The organism is Streptomyces meridianus, from assembly GCF_023703325.1.
GTDB lineage: Bacteria > Actinomycetota > Actinomycetes > Streptomycetales > Streptomycetaceae > Streptomyces > Streptomyces meridianus.
In genome coordinates this window covers 60,836-84,446 of the sequence record NZ_JAMQGM010000023.1, presented here as the reverse complement: position 1 = coordinate 84,446, position 23,611 = coordinate 60,836, and the positions used below count along the sequence as shown (strand labels likewise).

20 protein-coding genes are annotated in these 23,611 nt (G+C 71.2%); 16 read left to right on the top strand and 4 right to left on the bottom strand.

Going from position 1 to position 23,611, the window contains the following annotated elements; translation table 11 throughout:
* Positions 1–233 precede the first annotated feature (233 nt).
* Both M1E25_RS11215 and leuE read left to right on the top strand, forming a co-directional pair.
* Entirely contained in the window at positions 234–1,814 is a 1,581-nt protein-coding gene (locus M1E25_RS11215) for an acyl-CoA mutase large subunit family protein (protein WP_251413435.1), read from the top strand.
* A 136-nt stretch (positions 1,815–1,950) separates the two neighbouring features.
* On the top strand, positions 1,951–2,610 hold the full coding sequence (gene leuE, locus M1E25_RS11210) for a leucine efflux protein LeuE (protein ID WP_251413433.1): 660 nt from the start codon (positions 1,951–1,953) through the stop codon (positions 2,608–2,610).
* 37 nt (positions 2,611–2,647) lie between these two features.
* Here the strand turns inward: leuE and M1E25_RS11205 are convergent, their stop codons facing one another.
* A complete protein-coding gene (locus M1E25_RS11205; RefSeq protein WP_251413430.1) occupies positions 2,648–3,355 on the bottom strand; it encodes a FadR/GntR family transcriptional regulator in 708 nt (235 codons plus the stop codon).
* A gap of 173 nt (positions 3,356–3,528) precedes the next feature.
* Here M1E25_RS11205 and M1E25_RS11200 point away from each other — a divergent pair, with 173 nt between their 5' ends.
* From M1E25_RS11200 to M1E25_RS11190, 3 genes are all read left to right on the top strand, one after another.
* Positions 3,529–4,074, top strand: a complete 546-nt coding sequence (locus M1E25_RS11200; RefSeq protein ID WP_251413429.1) for a gluconokinase — start codon at positions 3,529–3,531, stop codon at positions 4,072–4,074.
* Between the two features lie 73 nt (positions 4,075–4,147).
* Positions 4,148–5,551 (top strand): GntP family permease, encoded by a 1,404-nt coding sequence (locus tag M1E25_RS11195; protein ID WP_251413425.1) that lies wholly within the window; start codon positions 4,148–4,150, stop codon positions 5,549–5,551.
* A gap of 225 nt (positions 5,552–5,776) precedes the next feature.
* Complete coding sequence (locus M1E25_RS11190; RefSeq protein WP_251413423.1) at positions 5,777–6,280, top strand: DUF6624 domain-containing protein; 504 nt, start codon at positions 5,777–5,779, stop codon at positions 6,278–6,280.
* Between the two features lie 70 nt (positions 6,281–6,350).
* Here the strand turns inward: M1E25_RS11190 and M1E25_RS11185 are convergent, their stop codons facing one another.
* The 3 genes from M1E25_RS11185 to M1E25_RS11175 are packed head-to-tail and all read right to left on the bottom strand — an operon-like array spanning position 6,351 to position 9,858.
* Positions 6,351–7,514, bottom strand: a complete 1,164-nt coding sequence (locus M1E25_RS11185) for an acyltransferase family protein (protein ID WP_251413422.1) — start codon at positions 7,512–7,514, stop codon at positions 6,351–6,353.
* Positions 7,511–8,878 (bottom strand): polysialyltransferase family glycosyltransferase, encoded by a 1,368-nt coding sequence (locus M1E25_RS11180; protein WP_251413420.1) that lies wholly within the window; start codon positions 8,876–8,878, stop codon positions 7,511–7,513. The genes M1E25_RS11185 and M1E25_RS11180 overlap by 4 nt, the downstream gene beginning before the upstream one ends.
* Positions 8,878–9,858, bottom strand: coding sequence for a glycosyltransferase family 2 protein (locus tag M1E25_RS11175; RefSeq protein ID WP_251413418.1), 981 nt, complete (start codon positions 9,856–9,858; stop codon positions 8,878–8,880). Before M1E25_RS11175 ends, M1E25_RS11180 begins: the two co-directional genes overlap by 1 nt.
* A gap of 186 nt (positions 9,859–10,044) precedes the next feature.
* Here M1E25_RS11175 and M1E25_RS11170 point away from each other — a divergent pair, with 186 nt between their 5' ends.
* The 11 genes from M1E25_RS11170 (at position 10,045) to M1E25_RS11120 (ending at position 23,570) form a co-directional block, all read left to right on the top strand.
* Positions 10,045–11,403: a DUF6716 putative glycosyltransferase gene (locus tag M1E25_RS11170; RefSeq protein WP_251413416.1), complete on the top strand. Its 1,359-nt coding sequence runs from the start codon at positions 10,045–10,047 to the stop codon at positions 11,401–11,403.
* Positions 11,404–11,429: 26 nt separating this feature from the next.
* Positions 11,430–12,671: an acylneuraminate cytidylyltransferase gene (locus M1E25_RS11165; RefSeq protein WP_251413414.1), complete on the top strand. Its 1,242-nt coding sequence runs from the start codon at positions 11,430–11,432 to the stop codon at positions 12,669–12,671.
* Between the two features lie 29 nt (positions 12,672–12,700).
* Positions 12,701–13,624 carry an N-acetylneuraminate synthase family protein gene (locus M1E25_RS11160; protein ID WP_251413412.1) on the top strand — a complete coding sequence of 308 codons (924 nt, stop codon included), beginning with the start codon at positions 12,701–12,703 and terminating at the stop codon, positions 13,622–13,624.
* Between the two features lie 29 nt (positions 13,625–13,653).
* Entirely contained in the window at positions 13,654–14,847 is a 1,194-nt protein-coding gene (locus tag M1E25_RS11155; protein WP_372500602.1) for a hypothetical protein, read from the top strand.
* Between the two features lie 192 nt (positions 14,848–15,039).
* On the top strand, positions 15,040–16,302 hold the full coding sequence (locus M1E25_RS11150) for an amidohydrolase (RefSeq protein WP_285830652.1): 1,263 nt from the start codon (positions 15,040–15,042) through the stop codon (positions 16,300–16,302).
* 146 nt (positions 16,303–16,448) lie between these two features.
* Positions 16,449–17,480, top strand: a complete 1,032-nt coding sequence (locus M1E25_RS11145; RefSeq protein ID WP_251413407.1) for a BMP family lipoprotein — start codon at positions 16,449–16,451, stop codon at positions 17,478–17,480.
* Positions 17,481–17,789: 309 nt separating this feature from the next.
* Positions 17,790–19,385, top strand: coding sequence for an ABC transporter ATP-binding protein (locus tag M1E25_RS11140; RefSeq protein WP_251413639.1), 1,596 nt, complete (start codon positions 17,790–17,792; stop codon positions 19,383–19,385).
* Positions 19,382–20,488: an ABC transporter permease gene (locus M1E25_RS11135; protein WP_251413405.1), complete on the top strand. Its 1,107-nt coding sequence runs from the start codon at positions 19,382–19,384 to the stop codon at positions 20,486–20,488. Before M1E25_RS11140 ends, M1E25_RS11135 begins: the two co-directional genes overlap by 4 nt.
* Positions 20,485–21,777 (top strand): ABC transporter permease, encoded by a 1,293-nt coding sequence (locus M1E25_RS11130; RefSeq protein WP_251413403.1) that lies wholly within the window; start codon positions 20,485–20,487, stop codon positions 21,775–21,777. Before M1E25_RS11135 ends, M1E25_RS11130 begins: the two co-directional genes overlap by 4 nt.
* Entirely contained in the window at positions 21,774–22,184 is a 411-nt protein-coding gene (locus M1E25_RS11125; RefSeq protein WP_308290413.1) for a cytidine deaminase, read from the top strand. Before M1E25_RS11130 ends, M1E25_RS11125 begins: the two co-directional genes overlap by 4 nt.
* Before the next feature lie 108 nt (positions 22,185–22,292).
* The gene (locus tag M1E25_RS11120) at positions 22,293–23,570 is read left to right on the top strand and encodes a thymidine phosphorylase (RefSeq protein WP_251413400.1); all 1,278 of its coding nucleotides are present in this window, start codon (positions 22,293–22,295) and stop codon (positions 23,568–23,570) included.
* The last annotated feature ends 41 nt before the right edge of the window (positions 23,571–23,611 follow it).

Sequence of the window (23,611 nt, the reverse complement as noted above, 5' to 3'; positions counted from 1 at the left end):
CACCTCCCGGATTCCCGGACCTCCTCCCGCCGCCGTCGCGTCCGGCCGTGGCCGTGTCGGCCGTCCTGGCGACGCCACCCCTTCCGGCGAGCGGATCACCGCTCAGCCGAGCATTCTGTGAGCAAGGTCCCAGCGTGCGGGTCTCCACGGCACGCGCGCCCCCCACTACAGTCCGTGTCGACGGCACACGGTTACCGGCAGGTAGTGGGTAACTCGATCAGGAGGCATGGCACATGGCGCGCGAGTCGGAATCGGGACTGCCCATCGAACCGGTTTACGGGCCGGACGCGCTCGTTGGCTGGGACCCCGCCGAGAAGCTCGGCGAACCCGGCAGCTACCCGTTCACCCGCGGTGTCTACCCGTCGATGTACACCGGCCGGCCGTGGACCATGCGCCAGTACGCCGGCTTCGGCACGGCCACCGAGTCCAACGCGCGCTACCAGCAGCTCATCGCCAACGGCACCATGGGCCTGTCCGTCGCCTTCGACCTGCCGACCCAGATGGGGCACGACTCCGACGCCCCGATCGCCCACGGCGAGGTCGGCAAGGTCGGCGTCGCCATCGACTCGATCGACGACATGCGGGTGCTGTTCGGCGGCATCCCGCTGGACAAGGTCTCGACGTCGATGACGATCAACGCGCCCGCCGCACTGCTGCTGCTGATGTACCAGTTGGTCGGCGAGGAACAGGGAGTTCCGGCCGACAAGCTCACCGGCACCATCCAGAACGACGTGCTGAAGGAGTACATCGCCCGCGGCACGTACATCTTCCCGCCGAAGCCGTCGCTGCGCCTGATCGCCGACATCTTCAAGTACTGCAAGGCCGAGATCCCGAAGTGGAACACCATCTCGATCTCCGGTTACCACATGGCCGAGGCCGGCGCCTCGCCCGCGCAGGAGATCGCCTTCACCCTGGCCGACGGCATCGAGTACGTGCGCACCGCCGTCGCCGCCGGCATGGACGTGGACGACTTCGCGCCCCGGCTGTCGTTCTTCTTCGTCTCCCGCACCACGATCCTCGAGGAGGTCGCCAAGTTCCGTGCTGCGCGCCGGATCTGGGCCCGGGTGATGAAGGAGGAGTTCGGGGCGAAGAACCCCAAGTCGCTGATGCTGCGCTTCCACACCCAGACCGCGGGCGTGCAGCTGACCGCGCAGCAGCCGGAGGTCAACCTGGCCCGCGTCACCGTGCAGGGCCTTGCCGCCGTCCTCGGCGGAACCCAGTCGCTGCACACCAACTCCTTCGACGAGGCCATCGCGCTGCCCACCGACAAGTCGGCCCGGCTCGCGCTGCGCACTCAGCAGGTCCTGGCCTACGAGACGGACGTGACCGCGACCGTCGACCCCTTCGCGGGCAGCTACGTCGTGGAGAAGATGACCGACGACGTCGAGGCGGCGGCCGTCGAACTCATGGGCAAGGTCGAGGAGATGGGTGGCGCGGTCAACGCCATCGAGCGCGGCTTCCAGAAGAACGAGATCGAGCGCAGTGCGTACCGCATCGCCCTGGAGACGGACTCAGGCGAGCGGGTGGTCGTCGGCGTCAACCGCTTCCAGCTGGAGGAGGAGGAGCCGTACGAGCCGATGCGCGTCGATCCGGCGATCGAGGCCCAGCAGGCCGAGCGGCTGGCGAAGCTGAGGGCGGAGCGCGACCAGGCGGCCGTCGACGCCGCTCTCGCTTCCCTGCGCAAGGCGGCGTCGGGCACCGACAACGTGCTGTACCCGATGAAGGAGGCGCTGGCGGCGCGGGCCACGGTCGGCGAGGTGTGCGACGCGCTGCGCGAGGTGTGGGGCCAGTACGTGCCCACGGACGCGTTCTGATCCGCCCGGCCCGGGCCGTCGTCCGCCGGCCCGGGGCCTGTCGTCCTGCGGTCCACGGCACCCCGGCAGCGGCCGGGAGCGTCTGCGATGCGGACCGCCCCGTCGGCTTCCGCAACTCTGTGCGAAACTCCGCGTCATGCTGGGTGTGACCGATCTTCCGACGTATTTGACCGGTGTGGCGCTGATCGTCCTGCTTCCGGGGCCGAACTCGCTGTACGTGCTGTCCGTCGCCGCGCGCCGGGGTGTGCGCAGCGGCTACCGCGCGGCGACCGGCGTGTTCTGCGGCGACGCGGTCCTGATGGCCCTCTCGGCCGCGGGTGTCGCCTCGCTGCTCCAGGCCAGCCCGATGCTGTTCGGCGTCGTGAAGTACGCGGGCGCCGGCTATCTGACGTGGGTGGCCGTCGGCATGATGCGGGCCGCGTGGGCTCTGTGGAAGGGGCGCGAGGACCGTCCGGCCGAGGCGGCCCCCGAGCCGGGCGACCTGGCCGAGGACGAGCGGCCGTACCGGCGTGCGCTGGTGATCAGCCTGCTGAACCCGAAGGCGATCCTGTTCTTCGTCTCGTTCTTCGTGCAGTTCGTCGACCCCGGCTACCCGCACCCGGCGCTGTCGTTCCTGTTGCTGGGCGCGTTCGCCACCCTGTTCAGCTTCCTCTACCTGACTGCACTGATCTTCGCCGGTACCCGGCTGGCCGACCAGTTCCGCCGGCGCAGGAAGCTCTCGGCCGGAGTCACGTCCGCGGCGGGTGCCGTGTTCCTGGGTTTCGCCGCGAAACTGTCGGTCAGCAGCGTGGGCTGAGGCACCCGCCGGGCGGACGACCGGCCCCCGGGACGTGTCACGGGGCGAGGACGTCGAGTTCGCGCATCGCCCCGACGGTGATCTCACGGGTGAGGCTCTCGGCCCGCTCGGCGTCCCGCTCCCGCACCGCCTCGGCCACCCGCACGTGCAGGCTCACCGCCTCCGGGTCGGGGTCGGAGAACATCACCTGGTGCTGGGTGCGGCCGGTGAGCACCTCGGCCACCACGTCGCCGAGCCGGGCGAACATCTCGTTGCCGGACGCCCGCAGGATCACCCGGTGGAACGCCACGTCGTGCACGAGGTAGCTCTCGAGCTGATGGCCGCGTGAGGTCGCCACCATGCCGAGGGCGTGGCTGGTGAGGTCCGCGCACTGTTCGGGCGTCGCGAGTTCCGCGGCCAGGCCCGCCGCCACCGGTTCCACCGCCGAGCGCAGCCGGGTCAGCGACCGCAGCTGGCGTGGCCGGTCCGGGCCCGCCAGGCGCCAGCGGATCACCTGCGGATCGAAGACGTCCCACTCCTCGGCCGGCCGCACGGTGACCCCGACCCGGCGGCGGGACTCGACCAGGTGCATGGATTCGAGCACCCGGACCGCCTCGCGCACCACCGTGCGCGAGACCTCGAACCGCTCCTCCAGCTCGTCGGTCCGCAGCACCGTCCCGGGCGGGTACTCGCCCGCCGTGATCGCGGGCCCCAATGCCGACAGCAGCCGCGCGTGCAGTCCCCGGTCCTGCCCTCGGGTCCCCATCCCCACCGCCCGTTCTGCCGTTCCCGTGCTGATCACACCCGTTGCAGTCAGACTACGCGGCGAGCTCCGACGTTACTTACGTATGACGTTTGAGTCACAGGCCCTTGAATACGTCGTACTTATGGGTTTGAGTGTGCGGCGGCGTCGAAGTCGAGGAAGACGGCGAGGTAGCGATGCACGCCCCACATGTCGTGGACCCGTATGTCGTGGTGGTCATGGGAGTGGCCGGCACCGGCAAGTCCACGGTCGGACGGCTGCTGGCCGACCGGCTCGGCGTCCCCTACGCGGAAGCGGACGCCTTCCACCCCGAAGCCAACATCGCCAAGATGACGGCCGGGGTCCCGCTGGACGACACCGACCGTGAGCCCTGGCTCGACAGCATCGGTGCCTGGGCCGCCGACCGGGCCGGCCTCGGCGGGGTGGTCAGCTGCTCCGCCCTCAAGCGCCGCTACCGCGACCGGCTCCGGGCCTCCGCCCCCGGGCTGTTCTTCCTGCACCTGACCGGCGACCGCCGGATCGTCGCCGACCGGCTGGAGCAGCGCCGGGACCACTTCATGCCCGGTTCCCTGCTGGACTCCCAGTTCGCCGCGCTCGAACCGCTCCAGCCGGACGAGTGCGGCATCGCGGTTCCGATCACGCAGGAGCCGTCCGCCGTCACCGAGGAAGCCGTCCGCGCCCTGGAGCGGGCCGGCAGGAAAGAGGTCGATGGCTGCCGGTAGTCGACGCACTGGTTGTGAGATGCCCGGTCCTCCCGGGCGTGGATGGTTGGAGAAATCGGTATGAGGTGTTCCCGTGGAAGCAATTGAGCCGGTCTACGGCACAGCCACACTGCTGCTGATCGCAGCGGGGGCTGTCGCCCTGCTGCTGTTCCTGATCATGAAGGTGAAGCTGCACGCCTTCGTGTCACTGGTCCTGGTGAGCGTGGTCACGGCGATAGCCGTCGGCTTCCCGCTCGCCGACATACCCGACGTCCTGATGTTCGGCTTCGCCGACACGATCGGCTCGGTCGCACTCCTCGTCGCGTTCGGTGTGATGCTCGGCCGCCTGCTCGAGGTGACCGGCGGCGCCCAGGTCCTCGCGGACACGCTCATCGGACGCTTCGGTGCCGAACGGGCGCCGCTCGCCCTGGGTGTTGCCGCCCTGCTCTTCGGCTTCCCGATCTTCTTCGACGCCGGCCTGGTCGTCTTCCTGCCGATCATCCTGACGGTGGCCCGGCGCTTCGGCGGCTCGCTCCTGCTCTACGCGCTGCCGGCCGCCGGTGCCTTCGCCGCGATGCACGCCATCGTCCCGCCGCACCCGGGCCCGGTCGCCGCGGCCGAGGTGCTGGGCGGCAACATCGGCGTCACCATGCTGGTCGGCATTCCGATCGCCGTGCTGGCCTGGTACGCCGGTTCCTACCTCGTCTCCCGCTTCCTGGGACACCGGATCCACGTCGACCTCCCGGACGTGATCTTCGGTGAGGTCAACGACGGTACGAAGAAGGACGCCGACGGTGAGGCGCTCGCCGCGCGGGCCCCGAAGTTCTCCACCGTCCTGCTGCTGCTGTTCATCCCGCTCGTCCTGATCTCCTTCGACACGATCACCGACACGCTGGCCAGCGCGAAGGTCATCAAGGGGGACGAGGGCTGGGCCGCGTTCCTGAGCCTGCTCGGCCACACGCCGGTCGCCCTGATGATCACGGTCATCGTCGCGATCGCCGTGCTGGGACGCCCGCACACCTCGATGGCGAACGTCACGAAGCTCGTGGACGGCGCGCTCGGTCCCATCTGCTCGATCATCCTGATCACCGGGGCGGGCGGCATGTTCGGCGGCGTCCTGGAACTCAGCGGCATCGGGGCCGCATTGAGCGGGTCGCTCTCCGACCTCGGCATGTCGCTCATCCTCCAGGCGTTCGTCATCGCCACGCTGCTGCGCGTCGCCCAGGGCTCGGCCACCGTCGCGCTGACCACCACCTCCGGTCTGATCGCCGGTTCCGTGGCGGACGCCAACCTCGGGGACTTCCACATCGCGCTCCTCGTGGTCGCCGTCGCCGCGGGCGCCACCGTGCTGTCGCACGTGAACGACTCCGGATTCTGGCTGGTCAGCCGCTTCTTCGGGATGGACGAGAAGACGACGCTGAAGACCTGGACCGTGATGGAGACGACGCTCGGACTCGCGGCGTTCGTCATCGCGGCCGGCCTCTGGGTCGTCGTCTGACACGCAGGCCTTCCGGGCAGACGGAGGGGCGTGGGCTTCGGCCCGCGCCCCTCCGCCGCGTCCGGGGCGGGCACGGAGACTGCGTACCCGCCAGGAGCCGCACACCGCCCCCGCGGTCGCGCGCGAGCGGGGGCGGGAAATCCTGCGCAGCGGCGCACCGACGGGCCGCTCCTGCTCTACGGTGGTGGCCCCCGCGTGTACCGGCACCCCATCGTGGAGCGAACAATGACCCCTGAGAGTCAGACGGCCTCGGACCTTGTCGCCATGGCCGCGGAGGACCATCGCTCGTCGCACTGGGCGAACAGCGCGGACCACGAGGACCAGCTCGCCTGGCGGCGGCTCACGGCCCGCCACGGCGACATGCTCGAACGGATCATGGACGAGCACGGCTGGCCGTCCCTCACCCGGTTCGGGGAGGAGGCTGCCCGCGGGGCCTGGCTCATCGCGCAGCACGCGGACCGTCAACTGCACGTACAGCGAAGGGCGTTGCGGCTGATCGACCAGGCCGTGAAGTCCGGGGAGGCCCACCCGCGCGACGCCGCCTTCCTCCGCGACCGCACACTGGTCAACGAGGGCCGCAAGCAGATCTACGGCACCCAGATCGCCGGGATGCGGGACGGCCGGCCGGTGCCGTGGCCGTGCCAGGAGCCCGAACGCGTCGACGAGTTGCGCGACGAGGTCGGCCTCGAGCCCTTCGCCGTGTACATCGAGCGCTACGCGACGTCCTGAGCCGATCCCGCCCGGTGCACCCGGCAGGACCGAAAGCCCGTCCTCCGCCGACGTGTTGCTCCCGAAGCCGTCAGCCGCGGACGGCCGTCAGAGCCCGCCTGATGCGCGGTGCCAGCGGCTGCTCCACCAGCCGGTACAGCGCGTAGGCCAGCAGCAGCATCGACGCGACCGTGAGCGGCAGCGTCGCATACGACGGCAGCCCCAGAGTGCGGTGCAGCACGTGCACCGTCACCCAGCCCAGGTGTTCGTGCACCAGGTAGAACGGGTAGGTCAGCGCTCCGGCGACCGTGACCCAGCGGCCGTTCGGCCCCCGCAGCCACCCGAGTGCGATCGCGCCCACCGCCACGAACCCGGCCGTGAACACCGCGACGATCCACAACGACGGCCGGTAGGAGAAGAAGTCGGGGTTCGGCGGATGCCACAGCCGGTCCACCGCGTAGTGCTGCCCGATCAGCCAGCTCACGGCCACGATGCCCCACGCCGTGACGTCGCGCCGGTCGCGGTGCAGCAGGTAGAGGCCGACGCCGCCGATGAAGTACGGCGCGTACTCGGGCATCAGCGTCACGTCGAGAAGCGGCATGTCCGCGGCCTCGGCCACCACCGCGGCCACCGTCCACAACACGCAGAAGAGCACCACGCGGTGCCGGCCGGCTCCCGGCATCACGACGAACAGCGCGAACAGCACGTAGAACCGCAGCTCGGCCCACAGCGTCCAGTCGACTCCGAGCACCCGGTCCACGCCCAACGGCTGTTGCAGCATGGACAGGTTGAGCAGGGCGTCGCTCGGTGACACCGCCTCGTACGCCACCCACGGCAGCGCGAACACCGCGGTCACGAGCGCGACGGCCACCCAGTACGCCGGGAACAGCCGCGAGACCCGCGAGGCGAAGAACGACCCGATCGGACGGCCCCAGCCGCTCATGCAGATCACGAAGCCACTGATGACGAAGAAGATCTGCACGCCGAGGTTGCCGTAGGCGAACGCCTGGGACAGCGTGGGGAACTGCTCGGTGGGTGAGCTGCCCCAGGCCTCCCCGATCTCGCCGTCCCGGCCGCCGTAGTGGTAGAAGGCGACCATCAGCGCCGCGAGCAGCCGCAGCAGATCGAGCGCACCCAGCCGGACCGGACGGGAGGACGTACGGGCGGGTGTCCGATCCAGGGCCTGCTGGCGCGCGGTGGCCTCGGGGGAGCCGGCCCCGGTGGGCGCCGGAGTCGTCACGGTCGGCGCGCTCATCCGAACGCTGTCCGCTTCCGCACGACGCGCCGCTGCACGGCCCGGGCCCGGCGGGCCATCCGGCGCACCGTCGAGTTGCGGGGCAGGAAGGCGAGCTGGGACGGAACACCCCCGGGCAGGGCGAGCGACGTCAGCCGGCGGCGCTTGAAGTAGCGCCAGGTGTGGGCGTCCAGGTGCGCCGCGAGGAACCGTTCGGCCTCGGGACGCAGGGCCGGGTGGATCTGCGGCTGCATCGCGAAACCGACCGCGGCGACCAGACCGGACAGGCGGCCGTCCCCGGCACGGATCCGTGCCGGGTCGTGCTCCGCCTGGTCGTCGGGGCCCGGGAGCAGCGCGTCCACGATCGTGACCGGTACCCGGTTGCTGTTCTGGTAGGGGCTGAGCCGCTCCAGCAGCGTGCCGGTGCCCGTCCGCACCGCGTCGAGCCCGAAGAACGCGCCCGCGGTCATCAGCGCCGTCGAGAAGCAGCCGATCACCAGGGCCGGGCGCATCCGCTGGAACAGCACCTCGGCGAGCACCGGCCGGTCCAGCACCGCCAGCCGGACACCGAGCGTCTCCGCCTCCTTCTCCAGCAGCCGGGACCAGCGGGCGGGGGCGGTCGGGTGCGGCTTGAAGACGATCTCGCGATGGCCCCGTTCGACCGCGCCGCGCAACATGGTGACGTGCAGCCGCTCCTCCTCCTCGGGTTCGAGGATGCCGAGGGCGGACAGGTACTGGCCCAGCAACAGGGCCGGGGCGTCCATCGCCGGCAGGCCCTCCACGTCGGAGGAGGCCAGCTCGGCCAGCACGGACCGGAACGCGTCGGTGGGGACGGTCTCCTGCTCCACGCCGAACTCGGTGAGCAGCAGCGGATTCAGACCGGGTACCAGGTCGAGGTACAGCAGCCGGCGGATGCGGGTGCCCACCAGCGGGTCGATCCTGTTGCGGGTCGGACCGTAGCTCATCAGGCCGTCGGCGTAGACGTCGAGCGGCGAGGCCGGGAACAGCTGGGCGAGCGCCAGGGCCGGATTGACCTGGATGGACTCGAGCGCCAGTTCCACCTCGTCGTCCCCGAGGCCCCACAGCAGCCGCAAGTGCCGCTCCCACAGCGGGACGTCGTCGGGCCGCGGCGACCAGCCGCCGGGGTGGAACGGGCTGATCGTCTCGTTCCAGGACAGCACCCGGTCGAAGCGGCCGAGCAGCCGCTCGAAGCCGGGCATCGTCGCGAGGTCCGGTGCCGTCTCCGGGGTCGCCGCGTTGTTGCAGACGAGGAGCAACCGCCGGTGAGCGGACGGGAAGCAGCCCGCGTCGAGTGCGGCGGCGAGCGTCGCCGCCCCGTACAGGGTGGAGACCTGGAAGATCTGGGTGCGGTGTGCCGCGGGCATCAGGCCGCCACCTCCCCGCCGGTGAAGGGACGGCGGCGCAGCCGGCGCAGGCGGACGGCGCGCTCGTGGTCCATGGAGTCCAGGGCGTCGCGCAGGACGTCCTGCGGCATCTGCTTCAGCGCCGAGGCGCTCATCGATCGCAGGGTGCGGGCCACAGCAGGTTCGAACCTCTCGATGTTCCCGAGGTGGTGGGCGATGATCGCGCAGTAGGTGCGGACGGCCTTGGGCAGCAGCCGGTCCGCGTCCCGGTCCCCCGCCGTCTCCGCGACGACCTGGTCGAATGCGCGGATGAAGTCGAGTTGGCGCACGTCGCCGATCTGGGTCAGCGAGGACGCGACGCCGCGGCGGTAGAAGACGCCCAGCAGGCCGACGACCGCGAAGGACTCCGCCTCCCGGTGCAGCCGCCAGATCCAGGGCCGGTCCTCGGCGGTCCGCAGGCCGTCACCGAAACGCAGGACGCCGTTGTCGGCGAGCCGGCGGTGGTGAATGCCCGCCCACGCGTACGCGTAGTCCACCGACGTCGATCGGTCGGCGGGCAGGATCGCCTCCCGGGGCGGCATGACGACGCCGCGCGGGCCGTGGGGGACCCGGTGCACCGACCGGGACCGGCCGGTGCACTGGACGTGGTCGGTGCGCACGAAGTCGCACCCCAGGTCCTCGATGCAGGCGACGAGGTCCTCGTAGTAGCCGGGCGCGAGCCAGTCGTCGCCGTCCAGGAAGGCGATGTACTCGCCGCGGGCCGCGTCGATGCCCGTGTTGCGCGCGGTGGCGAGGCCGCCGTTCTTCCCGTGACGGATCACGACGGCCCCCGGAAGGTCCTGAGCCGCGCGCTCGAGGACCTCGGGGGTCTCATCGGTCGAACAGTCGTCGACGAGAATGAATTCAAAATCCTTTCTCGCATTGGCACGCAGGCTTTTCAGGGTGTCGGGCGCATATGTCTGCACGTTGTAGAACGGCACGACGACGGAGAGCTTTACCACCCGGGTGACCTTAGGGGGCGACCCGGCATGCATCGCGACCTGTGGTGTACTCCGCAGTGAACGAAGAATGGCGGAATGGTTAACTCGACTTTCCCGCCGCCCGATCCCTTTTCGTCGGCATGTTGTTAACCCGTTGTTGCGGCGGCGTTGGGCCGCGTATCGGAATTGCTCCCTAACGTCGCCGACGTGCCAGCAAGTACCGAGAGACGACCGCGGATCGCCGTGCTCGCCGACTCCGACACGCGATGGAAGTGGGGCGCCCTGACCGCCCGCCGCATCGCGCCGGACGGCGTGCGCCTCGACGGATTTCTCCTGCGCGGCCGCGCCACGCCGACACCGCGTCAGCTCGCCGAGGTGGGCGTGCGCGCCGACACCCTGCGCGAGGTCACTGCAGCCGCCTTCCTCCACGAGATGGGGGAGTGCGCGGGGCCCGGGAGGATCGGCGACGAGCCGTACGACGTCGTCCTGCTGTCCCTGGTCGGCGGCGGGGTCCAGGCCATGCTGCACGGGCTCGCCCACGTTTGGCACGGCCTCGCGAAGCGGCCGGTCGTCGTCACCGGGTACGTGGGCGTGGTCTACGAGAAGCTCGCCGACGGCCTGCTGCTGCGGCACGGCGCGGACCTGGTACTCGCCAACTCCCGCCACGACGCGGGGCGTTTCCGCGAGGTGTACGCGGGGGTCGGCGCCGACACCTCGGGCGTCGTCGAGTGCGCGCTGCCGTTCCTCGGCGGCACCCCGTACGCCCCGGCCGCACCGGACGAGCGCCCGTTCACCGTGGTGTTCGCCGTCCAGCCGTCCGTCCCGGACAACCGGGCCGACCGCGCCTACCTGCTGCGGCGGGCCGTCGAGCACGCGCGGCTGCATCCGGACCGCGAGGTGCTGGTCAAGCTGCGCAGCAAGCCCGGTGAACACACGACGCACGTCGAGGAACTGCCCTACCAGAAGCTCGCAGCCCGGCAGCCCGGCGGACTCCCCGCGAACTGCCGTCTGGTGCAGGGCAACATGAGCGACGTGCTCGACCGCACCGACCTGCTGGTCACGGTCAGCTCGACGGCCGCCCTGGAGGCGCTGCACCGCCGCGTCCCGACGGCCGTCCTCACCGACCTCGGCATCCGCGAGGCCCTCGGCAACCACCACTTCCTCGGCTCCGGCTGCCTCGCCTCCTGGGACGAACTCGACGCCGGACGGCTGCCGTCGGCCGACCCCGAGTGGTGCGACCGCCAGGGCGTGGCCGCCGACGGCGCCTACGAGACGGCGTTCGACACCGTCCGCGAACGGGTGGCCGCGCTCACGGCCGCCCCCGGCCTGCCGCCGCTCTCCCCCTACTACACCCCGCTCACCGCGCCCGGCTACCTGCCCGGCGTCCTCGCCCGGCACGGCCTCGGCCCCGGGGGCGCCCCGCTGCCCGGCGCCGGCGAGGAGCCCCGCGAGGTCGGCGTACTGCGCCGCGCGGCCCGCGAGTTCGCCCGGAACGCGGCCCGCACGGCCTACCGGCAGGGCGTCCAGCGGGTCGCACCCGTCATCCGCCGCTGGGGGCACCTGTGAGCGCCACGAACCGCGAAGGAGTACCCATGAACAGCACCCCCCGTGTGCTGGCCGTCATACCCGCCCGGGGCGGCTCGAAGGGCGTCCCCGGCAAGAACCTGGCACAGGTCGGCGGGGTCCCGCTGGTCGTCCGTGCCGTGCGCGCGTGTCTCGCCGCCCGGACGGTCACCGACGTCGTGGTCTCCACCGACGACGAGGGCATCGCCGCCGCGGCCCGGAACGCCGGCGCCGGCGTGGTGACCCGCCCGGCCGGCATCTCCGGCGACACGGCGACCAGCGAGGCCGCGGTGCTGCATGCCCTGGACGCTCACGAACAGCGCAGCGGTCCGGTGGACGCGGTCCTCCTCGTCCAGTGCACCAGCCCTTTCCTCACCCGTGCGGACGTGGACGCGGTGACCTCCGCCGTCACCGTCGAGGGCGCCGACAGCGCGCTGGCCGTCGCGCCCTTCCACGGGTTCGTCTGGCGAGACGGGCAGCAGGGCGTCGGGGACCCCGGACAGCAGGGTGCACGGGCCGGCGGCTTCGGTGTCAACCACGACAAGGCGCACCGGCCCCGCCGCCAGGACCGTCCCCAGGACCTCCTCGAGACCGGCGCGGTGTACGCCATGTCCGCCGCCGGATTCCGCGACGCGGGCCACCGGTTCTTCGGCCGCACCCAGCCGGTGCCGACCGACCCGGCCCGGGTCCTCGAGATCGACGACCCGCACGACCTCGCCCGCGCCCGCGCCCTCGCGCCGCTGCTCGACGCCTCCCCGGCCGGCGGCGACGCGGCCCCCCTGCGCCCCGGCGCGCTGCCCACCCGCGACGACGTCGACGCGGTGGTCCTCGACTTCGACGGCACCCAGACCGACGACCGGGTGCTCGTCGACTCCGACGGACGGGAGACGGTCGCCGTGCACCGCGGCGACGGACTCGGCATCGCGGCCATGCGCCGTGCCGGGATCCCCCTGCTGATCCTGTCCACGGAACAGAACCCGGTCGTCGCCGCCCGGGCCCGCAAGCTGCGGGTCCCGGTGCTCCACGGCATCGACCGGAAGGACCTCGCACTCAAACAGTGGTGCGAGGAGGAGGGCATCGCTCCCGAGCGCGTGCTCTACGTCGGCAACGACGTGAACGACCTGCCGTGCTTCGGCCTCGTCGGATGGCCGGTCGCGGTCGCCCAGGCACACGCCGTCGTACGCGAGGAGGCCCGCGCGGTCACCTCCGTCCCGGGCGGCCACGGCGCGATCCGCGAGATCGCCTCGTGGGTCCTCGGTCCCTCCCTGTGAACCCCCCTGTGAAAGAAGGAATGACTGTCATGAGCACCAACCGTCTGCGCACCCTCGGCGACAAGATCGTCGGCCCCGGCCACCCCGTCTACGTGACCGGTGAGATCGGCATCAACCACAACGGTGACCTGGAGAACGCCTTCGCCCTCATCGATGCCGCCGCCGACGCCGGCTGCGACGCCGTCAAGTTCCAGAAGCGCACCCCCGAGGTCTGCACCCCGCGCGACCAGTGGGACGTCGAGCGCGACACCCCTTGGGGCCGGATGACCTACATCGACTACCGCCACCGCGTGGAGTTCGACGAGGAGGGCTACCGGGCGATCGACGACTACTGCAAGAAGCGCAGCATCGCCTGGTTCGCCTCCCCGTGGGACGTCGAGTCCGTCGACTTCCTCGAGAAGTTCGACGTGCCCTGCTACAAGGTCGCCTCGGCGTCGCTGACCGACGACGAGCTGCTGCGCGCCATGCGCGCCACCGGCCGCACCGTCGTGCTGTCCACCGGCATGTCGACCCCGAAGCAGATCCGGCACGCGGTCGAGGTGCTCGGCAGCGACAACATCCTGCTCTGCCACGCCACCAGCACCTACCCGGCCAAGGCCGAGGAGCTGAACCTTCGGGTCATCAACAGCCTCAAGGAGGAGTACCCGAACGTCCCGATCGGCTACTCCGGCCACGAGACCGGCCTGCAGACCACCCTCGCCGCGGTCGCCCTGGGCGCCGCGTTCGTCGAGCGCCACATCACCCTCGACCGCGCCATGTGGGGCTCCGACCAGGCCGCCTCCGTGGAGCCGGGCGGACTGGCCCGCCTGGTGCGCGACATCCGTGTCGTCGAGGACTCCCTCGGTGACGGCGTCAAGAAGGTCTACGACAGCGAGATCGGTCCCATGAAGAAGCTGCGCCGGGTCGCGGGCGTCGTCGCCGAGGCCGGCGAGCGCGAGCCCGCCGGCGTCTGATTGCGGCACGAAAGGACGAGGTGTTTCTGGTGAGCACGCCGGAAGCTGCGCGCCCCCGGAACGAGCCGGGATCCGCGCGCGGCTTCCGGGGCGGCGGCCGGCAGGCGTCGGCCCGCACCGGCGGGGAGACACTGGCGTTCGTCGAGTCCCCGGTCCAGTTCCTCAACGTCCTCGAGTGGGCGCACGCCTGCGCGCTGCCGCAGCCGGCGGGCGGGGATGCGCCCGTGCCGGAGCCGCTGCGCCCTGAGGACATCACCGTGGTGGTGCTCTCCCCGCTCGACCCCATGAGCCGGGGACAGCTGCGGCGCATGGCCGAACTCGCCCGTGACGAAGGGCTGAACGTCCGCTGGGAGGACGCCCGGGGCGGAGCTGCCGCCCCGTTCCGGACGGTCGGCGCGCTCGCTCCCCGGCTGCGCCGGGCGCGGCGCATCGTCATCGGCGACCCCTTCTCCCGCTACGTTCAGCTGCTGCTGACGCTGGCCGGTGCCCCGGAGACCGTCGTGGTGGACGACGGGACGGCGACCATGGAGTTCGTCTCCCAGCTCACCCGCGGTGAGCGGCTGGTGCGCTGGCACCGCAGCGGCAGGGGCGCCGGCCCGCGGGACGCGGTGTTCGCTCCGGTGGCCTCGCTCGCCCGCCGGCGTCTGAACGTCAGCGGAAACCGCCGGGTCGAGGTGTTCAGCTCGATGCCGGTGGAGGCACCGGACGGGGTGGTGGTCACGGCCAACGACTTCGCGTGGACGCGGTCCCGCTTCGGGCCGCCCCGGACCACGGGCGGCGCCGACCTGGTGGGCACGTCGCTGGCCGAGACCGGCGTCATCGACACCGGCCGCTACATCGACGCGGTCGCCGCCCTGGCCCGTGACCACGGGGCCACCCGGTACTTCGCCCATCGCCGGGAGAGCGCGGCAAAACTCCACCGGCTCGCCGCGGTCACCGGGCTGGAGATCGTGCGTCCGGACCTCCCGCTGGAGCTGATCGCCCGCCGGGGACCGGTCGGGGCGACGATCCTCAGCTTCCCCTCGACGGTGGTGCACACCCTGCCGCTCGCCCTGGAGGGCACCGGTGTCCGGGTGGTCGTGTTCGACGTCGCGCCGGAGTGGCTCTCGGACGGCGCCTCGCCACGGGCCGAGGGTTTCCTGTCGGCGGTCACGGGGACGGCACGGGGCGTCCACCGCGTGCCCGCCGCCCCTCCGGCCCCGCCGTGCCCGACCCCGCCGTGACCGTTTCCGTCCGGCGGGCACGCCTCTGGCCGTGAAGGGAGGGAAGGCGGGAAAAATCAAGAGTCATACCCATCCGGGGGTACGGTCATGCGACTCGCAGCCCGATTCTTACCCCCCATCGGGTTGAACTTTTGTTGATCGAGAGGCAGTTGCCTTGCCGGTCGACGTACCCTGCTCAGGGTGAACCGACTGATGTCCCGCGAGTCCGATCCAGGTGCGCCGGCAGGGCCGGCCGGAGCCGATCGGGGGGCGGCCGACGTCCCCGAGGTGCCCGGTGCGCTCTCCGAGGAGCTTCGTGCCGAGCTCATCGCCTTCCGACGCGACCTCCACATGCACCCCGAGCTGGGGAACCAGGAGTTCCGCACCACGGCGGTGATCAAGGCGCGTCTGGAGAAGGCCGGTCTCTCCCCCCGGGTCCTGTCGGTCGGAACCGGTCTCGTCTGCGACATCGGCGCCCGCGAGGGCGCGCCGCCCATGCTGGCGCTCCGCGCGGACATCGACGCGCTGCCCATCCCCGACACCAAGACGGTCGCCTACCGGTCGACCGTCCCCGACCGGGCCCATGCCTGCGGTCACGACGTGCACACCACCGCGGTCCTGGGCGCCGGGCTGGTCCTGGCCGAGCTGGACCGGGCCGGGCGGCTGCCCTGCCCGGTACGGCTGATCTTCCAGCCCGCCGAGGAGGTGCTGCCGGGCGGCGCCGCCGACGCGATCGTCTCCGGTGCGCTGGAGGGCGTCGGCCGCATCATCGGCGTGCACTGCGACCCCAAGGTCGAGGTGGGGCGGATCGGCCTGCGGACCGGCCCGATCACCTCCGCCTGCGACCGGCTCGAGGTCTCCCTCGACGGCCCGGGCGGGCACACCGCGCGCCCGCACCTGACCACCGACCTGGTCACCGCGGCGGCCAAGGTCGTCACCGACGTGTCGGCGCTGATCGCCCGCCGGGTGGACGCCCGCTCGGGGCTCGCCGTCACCTGGGGGCGGCTGGAGACGGGCCACGCGTGCAACGTCATCCCCCAGCACGCCGAGCTGTCCGGCACGGTTCGCTGTCTGGACCTGCCGGCCTGGCGGGCCGCGCCCGACCTGGTCCACGCGGCGATCGACGAGGTGGCGACCCTGCACCGGGCCAAGTCGCAGATCAACTACATCCGCGGGGTGCCGCCGGTCGTCAACGAGGCCGTGGTCACCGAGCTGCTGCGGGACGCGATGACGGTCCGGCGCGGGCCGGAGCACATCGAGGACACCGAGCAGAGCCTGGGCGGCGAGGACTTCTCCTGGTATCTCGAGCGGGTGCCCGGGGCGATGGCCCGGCTCGGCGTCCGGCCGGTCGGCGACACCACCCGCCGGGACCTGCACTGCGGTGACTTCGACGTCGACGAGGAGGCCATCGCGGTGGCCGTCGACCTGTTCACCGGGGCCGCGCTGCTGGACGGACACCGGGCGGGATCTGCGTGAACCCGCTGATGGGAGGGGCTGCGCCCGGTCGTTCTGCGTCGATCCGATAACGGCCCGGAGAGAGGGTTTAATCGGGCATCTACGCGCGTTACGATGCCGCGGAGCCAGCGCCGGAAGAGGCGCTTTCAGCAGAAGGGGAAGTCCTCTTGCGCCGCGTAATCAAGATCGCAGCTGCGACCGCCGCCACCGCGGCCCTCGCGTTCACCGCCACCGCGTGCGGGGAGTCGTCCACCGAATCCGCCGGCAAGGGCAACAAGGGCATCGGCCTGGCCTTCGACGTCGGCGGCCGTGACGACCACTCGTTCAACGAGTCCGCCGCCCGCGGCGTCGACAAGGCCAAGGAAGAGCTCGGCATCGACGCCAAGATGCTCACCGCCAAGAACAACGAGACCGAGGCGGACCGCGAGCAGCGGCTCACCTCGCTCGCGGAGGCCGGCTACAACCCGGTCATCGGCGTCGGCTTCAACTACGGCAAGTCGATCGGCAAGGTCGCCAAGGACTTCCCGAAGACCACCTTCGCGGTCGTCGACTCGGTCTCCGAGGGCAAGAACATCGACAGCATCGTCTTCTCGGAGCACGAGGGCTCGTACCTCGCCGGCGTCGCCGCCGCGAAGAAGTCGAAGACCGGCAAGGTCGGCTTCATCGGCGGTGTGAACAACGCGCTGATCCAGAAGTTCCAGGCCGGTTTCGAGCAGGGCGTCCGCGACACCGACAAGAAGGTCGAGGTCAAGTCGGAGTACCTGTACGCGAACAACGACAAGGGCTTCAACGACCCGGCCGCGGCCAAGCAGAAGGCCAAGGGCATGCTCGACCGCGGCTTCGACGTGATCTACTCCGCCGCCGGCCAGTCCGGTGCGGGTGCGATCGAGGCCATCTCCGCCAAGAAGGGCACCTGGGCGATCGGCGTCGACTCCGACCAGTACCAGCAGCCCGGCCTGGCGAAGTACAAGGACTCGATCCTGACCTCGGTCGTCAAGAACGTGGACGTGGCCGTGTTCGACGTCATCAAGAGCGTCAAGGACGGCAAGCCGCTGACCGGTGTCAACGCCTACACCCTGAAGAAGGACGGCGTGAGCCTCGCCACCTCCGGCGGGTTCATCGACGACATCAAGGCCGACATCGAGGCCGCGAAGAAGAAGATCGCGGACGGCGAGATCAAGGTCAGCCAGACCCCGTGATCCCCCCGGGGTCCCCGCCCGGCGGGGACCCCGGCGATCGCATCCGAGGTGCAAAGCCGGGGCCGGTGGGGGATTTCGTCCTCCGCCGGCCTTGTGCCGGGTCCGCCCCGGTACGTCCGTCGCGCCGAAGTCCCGGCCCCCCTCCGGGACTTGCGCCCGGAGCCACCGGACACTGGACGCTACGCGCGTAGCGTCGCGGACGCGGTAGCGTTTCCCGGCCGGTCGTTTCCGCCGGCCCGTCCCACGCCTTTCGTCCCTCCCGGCCCCACGGCCCTTCCCGAACCGCTCCTTCCCCGAGGAGAGTGCGCCATCAAAGCGTCCACCAGCAGCCACCGGACGGACAGCGCCCCTGCCGTCGTTCTCCAAGGGATCACCAAGCGGTTCCCGGGAGTTGTGGCCAACCACGACATCGACATCACCGTCCGGCGGGGCACCGTCCACGCCCTGGTCGGTGAGAACGGCGCCGGCAAGTCGACCCTGATGAAGATCCTCTACGGCATGCAGAAGCCGGACGAGGGCACCATCGCGATCGCCGGCGAGCAGGTCTCCCTCCACAGCCCGGCCGACGCCATCGCCCGGGGCATCGGCATGGTCCACCAGCACTTCATGCTGGCCGACAACCTCACGGTCCTCGAGAACGTGGTGCTCGGCGCGGAGAAGCCGTACGGCATAGCCGGCAGGGCGCGGGCGAAGGTCAAGGAGATATCCGACGCCTACGGCCTGAACGTCCGGCCCGACGTCCTCGTCGAGGACCTCGGCGTCGCCGACCGCCAGCGCGTCGAGATCCTCAAGGTCCTCTACCGTGGAGCCCGCACGCTCATCCTCGACGAGCCGACCGCCGTCCTCGTCCCGCAGGAGGTCGACGCACTGTTCGACAACCTGCGCGAACTCAAGGCCGAGGGCCTCACGGTCATCTTCATCTCGCACAAGCTGGGCGAGGTCCTCTCCGTGGCCGACGACATCACCGTCATCCGCCGCGGCACGACCGTCGCCTCCGTCGTCCCCGCCGAGACCACGCCCCGGCAGCTCGCCGAGCTGATGGTCGGCAGCGAACTCCCCTCGCCCGAGACCCGCGAGTCCACGGTCACCGACCGGCCCATGCTCGGCGTCGAGGACCTGAAGCTGTGCGCGACCGACCCCGACGGCACCGTCCGCGAGGTCCTCGACGACATCACCTTCACCATCCACCAGGGCGAGGTCCTCGGCATCGCCGGTGTCGAGGGCAACGGCCAGGCCGAACTCGTCGAAGCCATCATGGGCATGCGCGACCCGGACGGCGGGACGATCGTCCTCAACGGCGCCGACATCTCGCACGAGCCGACCCGCCTCCGCCGGGAGAGCGGCATCGGCTACATCCCCGAGGACCGCCACCGCCACGGGCTCCTGCTGGAAGCCCCGCTGTGGGAGAACCGCATCCTCGGCCACGTCACCGAGAAGCCCAACAGCAACGGCTCGCTCCTCGACCTCAAGGCCGCCCGAGCCGACACCGAGCGGATCGTCCGCGACTACGACGTCCGCACCCCCGGCATCGAGGTCACCGCGGCCTCCCTGTCCGGCGGCAACCAGCAGAAGCTGATCGTCGGCCGCGAGATGAGCCACGATCCGAAGCTGCTGATCGCCGCCCACCCGACGCGCGGCGTCGACGTGGGCGCACAGGCGCAGATCTGGGACCAGATCCGGCAGGCCCGCCGCGAGGGCCTAGCCGTCCTCCTGATCTCCGCCGACCTCGACGAGCTCATCGGGCTCTCCGACACCCTGCGGGTCATGTACCGCGGCCGGCTCGTCGCGGACGCGGACCCCGCCACCATCACACCGGAGGAGTTGGGCTCGGCCATGACCGGCGCCGCCAGCGGCCACCTCGAACACCCGCATGACGCAGCGCAGAACGGAGGCGGTGACCGATGAAGCGCTTCGACAAGGACCGTCTGGTCCTCGGCATCGCCGCGCCGCTGCTGGCCATCGTCGCCGCGCTGATCGTCACCTCGCTGGTGATCCTCTCCGCCGGTGACGACCCGATGCGGGCCTTCGCCGTCATGGCCGACTACGGCTCCAAGAGCGACAGCCAGGTCTGGATCATCAACAAGGCGGTCCCGTACTACCTGTCCGCGATCGCCGTCGCCATCGGCTTCCGGATGAACCTGTTCAACATCGGCGTCGACGGCCAGTACCGCATCGCGGCGTTCTTCGCCGCCGTCGTCGGCGGGTCCCTCGCGCTGCCCGGCATCATCCAGATCCCGCTGATCATCGTCGTCGCGATGTTCGTCGGCGCCGTCTGGGCCGGCATCGCCGGTCTGCTCAAGACCACCCGCGGCGTCAGCGAGGTGATCAGCACGATCATGCTGAACGCCATCGCCGCCTCGGTGATCGGCTACTTCCTCCAGCCGTCCCGCCTCGCGGTGAAGGAGGAGAACCTGATCCACACGCCGTACCTGCCGGACACGAGCCACTTCTTCGAGATCCCGACCACGCCCAAGCCGGTCGAGGGCTTCATCGTCGTCGCCGTGATCGTGGGCGTCCTCTACTGGTTCCTGCTGGGCCGCACCCGGTTCGGCTTCGACCTGCGCGCGGTCGGCCAGTCCGAGTCCGCCGCCCTGGCCAGCGGTGTCAGCGTCAAGCGCATGGTCGTCACCAGCATGGTGCTGTCCGGCACCGCGGCCGGCCTCGTCGGCATGCCGACCCTGCTCGGCAGCTCGTACAACTACGGCACCGACTTCCCGGCCGGCATCGGTTTCACCGGCATCGCCATCGCGCTGCTCGGCCGCAACCACCCGGTCGGCATGGCGCTCGGCGCCCTGCTCTGGGGCTTCCTCGAGCGCACCGGCGGCCAGCTCGAGTTCGAGGGCTACGCCCAGGAGGTCGTCGGCGTGATGCAGGGCGTCATCGTCCTGTGCGTCGTCATCGCCTACGAGATCGTCCGCCGTTACGGACTCAAGAGCCAGCAGCGGAAGGTCGGCGCACAGCTCGCCGCCCAGGCCCGCAAGACCGAGAAGGCGGAGGTGTCCGCATGAGCACGAACCTCACTGCCGCGGTCACTAAGGAGCTGAGCGGCCCCAAGCGGCCGGATGCGAAGCGCAAGCTGTCGTACCCCGTCATCCTGCTGATCATCGCGGGCGGCCTGCTCGCCCTGTCGGCGCTGCGCCTGTTCACCGGCGCCGACGACCTCACCTCGGCAGGCCAGTACGGCGGTGCTCTCGGCGCCGCCGTGCCGATCGGCCTCGCCGGCCTCGGCGGCCTGTGGGCCGAGCGCGCGGGCGTGATCAACATCGGCCTCGAGGGCATGATGATGCTCGGCTCGTTCGGTGCCGGATTCGTCGGCTGGGAGTACGGACCCTGGGCGGCGGCGTTCGCCGGCATCGTCTTCGGCGCGATCGGCGGCCTCATCCACGCCGTCGCCACGGTGACCTTCGGGGTGGACCACATCATCTCCGGTGTGGCCGTCAACATCCTGGCCCTGGGCTTCACCCAGTACCTCGCCAAGCTGTTCTTCAGCGCCGAGGGCAGCGCCGCCGCTGCCGCGGGCGGCAACGACAAGCAGTCCCCGCCGATGGCGGACCTGCCCTCGGTCAGCCTCCCCGTCGTGCCCGACCTGCTCGGCGCGGTCGAGAAGCACGACTGGTTCCTGGTCTCCGACGCGGCCGGCATCCTGCGCGGCCTGGTCTCCAACGTGTCCTGGCTGACGCTGCTCGCCGTGGGCCTGTTCGTGGCCACCTTCTTCATCCTGTGGCGCTCGTCGTTCGGCCTGCGCCTGCGCTCCTGCGGCGAGAGCCCGGTCGCGGCCGAGTCGCTGGGCGTCAACGTCTACACCTACAAGTACGCGGCGGTGATCGTCTCCGGCGCTCTCGCCGGCCTCGGCGGTGCGTTCCTCGCCATCGTCCCCTCGCACTTCTACCAGGACGGCCAGACCGGCGGCCGCGGCTACATCGGCCTCGCCACGATGATCTTTGGCAATTGGCGTCCGGGCGGCGTCGCGATGGGCGCGGGCCTGTTCGGGTTCATGGACAGCCTCCAGCTGCGCGGCGGCGGCCAGACGGTGCACGCCCTGATGCTGCTCGTGGCCGTCCTCCTGGTCGCCCTGGCGGTCTGGAAGATGAAGAACGGTCACCTGAAGGCGGGGGTCGTCAGCGGTTCGGTCGCCGTCCTGCTCGTCGTCTGGTACTTGTTCACCGAGACGGTTCCGCTCGAGGTCGTCGACGCCACCCCGTACGTCGCCACCCTGCTCGTGCTGTCGCTGTCCGCACAGCGGCTGCGGGTCCCCAAGGCGATCGGACGGCCGTATCGGAAGGGCCAGGGCAAGTGAGCACCACCCCCGGCGGTCGGGCGCCCGACTGGGAGAGCCTGCGGAAGCAGGCCCGGGACGCCATGTCCCGGGCCTACGCCCCCTACTCGGGCTTCCCGGTGGGTGCCGCCGCGCTCGTCGACGACGGCCGGGTCGTCAGCGGCTGCAACGTCGAGAACGCCGCGTACGGGGTCACCCTGTGCGCCGAGTGCGGCGTCGTCTCGGAGCTGTTCGCCACCGGCGGCGGTCGGCTGACCGCGTTCACCTGCTGCGACCGGGAGGGCGCGCTGCTCATGCCGTGCGGCCGCTGCCGGCAGCTGCTGATGGAGCACGGCGGGCCGGAGCTGCTCGTGGACACCGCCCGCGGCGTCCGCACCCTCGGCGAACTCCTCCCCGATGCGTTCGGGCCGAACGACCTCGACCGCTGATCGCCAGCGCACCACCTGCAGTCGGCCACCGCGTCCGGCCGGAGATCCCTCCCGGGGGAGGCCGGCCGGACGCCGCGGCCGTCGCCCCTCAGTTCTAGGAGCCCACCCATGGACGCCGTCTCCGTCATCCGCACCAAGCGCGACCGGGGCCGTCTGACCGACGCCCAGATCGACTGGGTCATCGACGCCTACACCCGGGGCGAGGTCGCCGACGAGCAGATGTCCGCGCTCGCCATGGCCATCCTGCTCAACGGCATGGACCGTGCGGAGATCGCCCGCTGGACCGCCGCGATGATCGACTCCGGTGAGCGGATGGACTTCTCCGTCCTGCCCCGGCCGACTGCCGACAAGCACTCGACGGGCGGCGTCGGCGACAAGATCACCCTGCCGCTCGCCCCGCTGGTCGCGGCCTGCGGTGCGTCCGTGCCGCAGCTGTCCGGCCGCGGCCTCGGCCACACCGGCGGCACCCTCGACAAGCTGGAGTCCATCCCCGGCTGGCGGGCGCTGCTCTCCAACGACGAGATGATGCGCGTCCTCACCGATGTCGGCGCGGTCGTCTGCGCGGCGGGCGACGGCCTCGCCCCCGCCGACAAGAAGCTGTACGCGCTGCGCGACGTCACCGGCACGGTCGAGGCGATCCCGCTGATCGCCAGCTCGATCATGTCGAAGAAGATCGCGGAGGGCACCGGCTCGCTCGTCCTCGATGTCAAGGTCGGCACCGGCGCGTTCATGAAGAGCCTGGAGGACGCCCGCGAGCTGGCCTCCACCATGGTCGGCCTCGGCACGGACCACGGCGTGAAGACCGTCGCCCTGCTCACCGACATGTCCACCCCGCTCGGCCGCACCATCGGCAACGCCCTCGAGGTGCGCGAGTCCGTCGAGGTGCTGGCGGGCGGCGGCCCGGCCGACGTGGTCGAGCTGACCCTGGCGCTGGCCCGGGAGATGCTGGACGCGGCCGGCATCGAGGACGCCGACCCGGCGAAGGCCCTTGCGGACGGCTCGGCCATGGACCACTGGCGGCGCATGATCGCGGCGCAGGGCGGGGACCCTGACGCCACGCTGCCGGTGGCCCGCGAGCAGCACGTGATCAACGCGTCGGAGACCGGCGTGCTCACCACCCTGGACGCCTACGCGGTCGGTGTGGCCTCCTGGCGGCTGGGTGCGGGCCGGGCCCGCAAGGAGGACCCGGTGCAGGCCGGCGCGGGCATCGAGCTGCACGCGAAGCCGGGCGACACGGTGACGGCGGGGCAGCCGCTGATGACGCTGCACACCGACACCCCCGAGAGGTTCGCCTACGCCATCGAGGCGCTGGACGGCGGGGTGCTGGTGGCCCCGCCCGGGACGTCCTTCGAACCGCAGCCGATCGTCCACGACCGCATCGCGTGATGCTTTCCTGACCTGCGGTTTCCCCGATCGGGTGAACGGGA